The sequence below is a fragment of the Desulfobacterales bacterium genome, from assembly GCA_029211065.1.
GTDB lineage: Bacteria > Desulfobacterota > Desulfobacteria > Desulfobacterales > JARGFK01 > JARGFK01.
Genome location: JARGFK010000236.1, coordinates 1 through 2,234 on the forward strand (window position 1 = coordinate 1; position 2,234 = coordinate 2,234).

The 2,234-nt window shown below is 51.0% G+C and carries 3 protein-coding genes; all 3 read left to right on the forward strand.

Annotation, left to right across the window (positions count from 1 at the left end; genetic code table 11):
- Nucleotides 1–859, forward strand: an 859-nt coding sequence (locus tag P1P89_23160; protein MDF1594424.1) for a thioesterase, incomplete at its 5' end; no start/stop codon positions are given.
- Nucleotides 860–900: 41 nt separating this feature from the next.
- On the forward strand, nt 901–1,473 hold the full coding sequence (locus tag P1P89_23165) for a hypothetical protein (GenBank protein ID MDF1594425.1): 573 nt from the start codon (nt 901–903) through the stop codon (nt 1,471–1,473).
- The gene (locus P1P89_23170) at nt 1,359–2,201 is read left to right on the forward strand and encodes a helix-turn-helix domain-containing protein (protein MDF1594426.1); all 843 of its coding nucleotides are present in this window, start codon (nt 1,359–1,361) and stop codon (nt 2,199–2,201) included. Before P1P89_23165 ends, P1P89_23170 begins: the two co-directional genes overlap by 115 nt.
- The last annotated feature ends 33 nt before the right edge of the window (nt 2,202–2,234 follow it).

The window sequence follows — 2,234 nt, forward strand, 5'->3', positions numbered from 1 at the left end:
CAAAGAACCGATATCAACAGGTCGGGAAAATGTTACCGGCGCTGTGGGTGCCACCGACATCCCTGATGCCGATCCGTGCCCGGCTTCTTTACGCAAAGATGCTCATAGGCACAGTGGCGTATATGCGATCCGCTCCTATGAGGTGGATGCCTGCGGACGGCTCAGCATATCGACGCTGTGTAATTTCATGCAGGACGCTGCCGGAAAACACGCCGACGAACTGGGTGTCTCCGTCGCCTGGTTGCAGAAACAACAAAAAACTTGGGTACTCTCACGCCTGGCATTACAGATGCACACCTATCCGGGCTGGCAAGAAACAGTTCATGTTGCAACCTGGCCCTCGGGAAGCCGGCGCCTGTTCGCACTCCGGAACTTTCTCTTCCTTGACGGTCAGAACCGCCTGCTGGGGTCTGCTGCCACCGCCTGGCTGGTCATCGACACGCTAACCCGCCGCCCCCTGCGGATTGAACCGCTTGTAAAAAAACTGAATCCAGGCATCCCAGAGCACAGAACCGGTCTTGAATTGAATCTTTTTGAGAAGATCCCTAAACTCAGCGTTTATGAACATGAAATGCGATTCCGGATTCGCTACCAGGATCTCGACACCAATCGACATGTCAACAACGTCAGCTTCATCGTCTGGGCTCTTGAGTGCATACCCGCCGAAGAACTGCAACAGTCCATGCTGGTCGGACTGGAAATAAACTACGTGGCCGAAGCCTTTCATGGAGACTTCGTGATTTCTAAATCCCGACCCCTTGACGGACAGCCCGGCATATTTTTGCACAATATCATAAAGGAAGATGGCGGCCAGGAACTTTTTCGCGCCAGGACTGTATGGAAAAAAATGCCGTACTGAGCCACCGGGATCCTGACAGAAATATTAACAATGGGGCGCTTATGAAAGCCAAAAAATATCGTGTTTCCTCCGGGGTCAGCCAGTTGGATCGTCTGTTGAACGGCCTGTTTATCGGTGACAATGTCGTCTGGTATGATGACGCCGGCAGCCTGGCTTCGGTGTTTTGTCTCAACTTCATGCAGGTCTCCCAACACCAGCGGAAACCCATGATTTATGTCAGTTTTGATCGTTCTCCCCGCAATCTATTGGAAAAGCTGGGACCCTTGGCCGAATATATAAATTTGACACTGCTGGACTGCTTTACCCATGGTAAAGGTGCCGGCGCAGATATTTTTCTTGATTTCTATAAACAAAAAACCCGCGATTGGCCCTGCCGAATTATCCGGGTTGAAGAACCCCGCAAGGTAAGTCAGGTTACGGACGCCTTTTACGGCATCCACAAGACGCTGAAAGGTGACGTGCGCTTTGTTTTTGAGAGTTTAACCGGAATGCAGGAGCTATGGGAGGGAGAAGAACATCTGCTGAATTTTTATTCGCACTCCTGTCCGCGGCGTATGAGCTCAACACCATCGCGTATTGGATTATTGAAAAGGAAGCCCATTCAGCCCGCCTGAAAGCCCAAATCAATCAGATCGCCCAGGTTGCCATCGACCTGTCGGTCAAGCGGGGCAAGACATCATTAACGATTTTAAAAACGGAAAAGCGCGACCCGCAAAATCTCAACACGCCTCATCCCTACTGGAGCAAGGATTTAAATGTCGTTTTTGATTCGGAAACCCGAACGTCCAGCCGAATCGCTCTGGGTGCCCGATTGAAAAAACTGCGGACCAAACGCGGCCTGTCTCAAACCGAACTGGCCAGGCTTGTCGGAGTCACTCCCAGCACCATATCACAGATTGAAAGCAATCAGATTTATCCCTCCCTGCCGGCCCTGTTTAAAATCGCCGAGGTTCTCTCCGTTGAGGTGGGTTCTTTTTTCCAGGAATCCCCGACGCTGACCGGCCAGGCGGTCTTTAAAGCGGCTGATGCACTGGAGATCAAAATCACGGATCTGCCTAAGGAAAGTATTAACGTCAAACTTTTGACCCCTGTGGACCTTGATCCCAAGGCCGAGCCCTACCTTATTGAAATACCGACCAACCAGATTTTGCACTCTCATTTTTTCATCCACAAGGGAGAAGAGGCCGGCTACCTACTGTCCGGAAAACTGCTGATGGAGCTGAATAAGGCGGTTTATGCCATCGCGCCAGGTGATACCATATATCTCACCTCCGACATCCCGACCCTTTGGAAAAATCCGGGCACCAGCCCGGCCCGGCTGTTGTGGTTTAAAGTTAAGTAGGAATAAATCAAAATCCGATCTATCTCTTTCAGA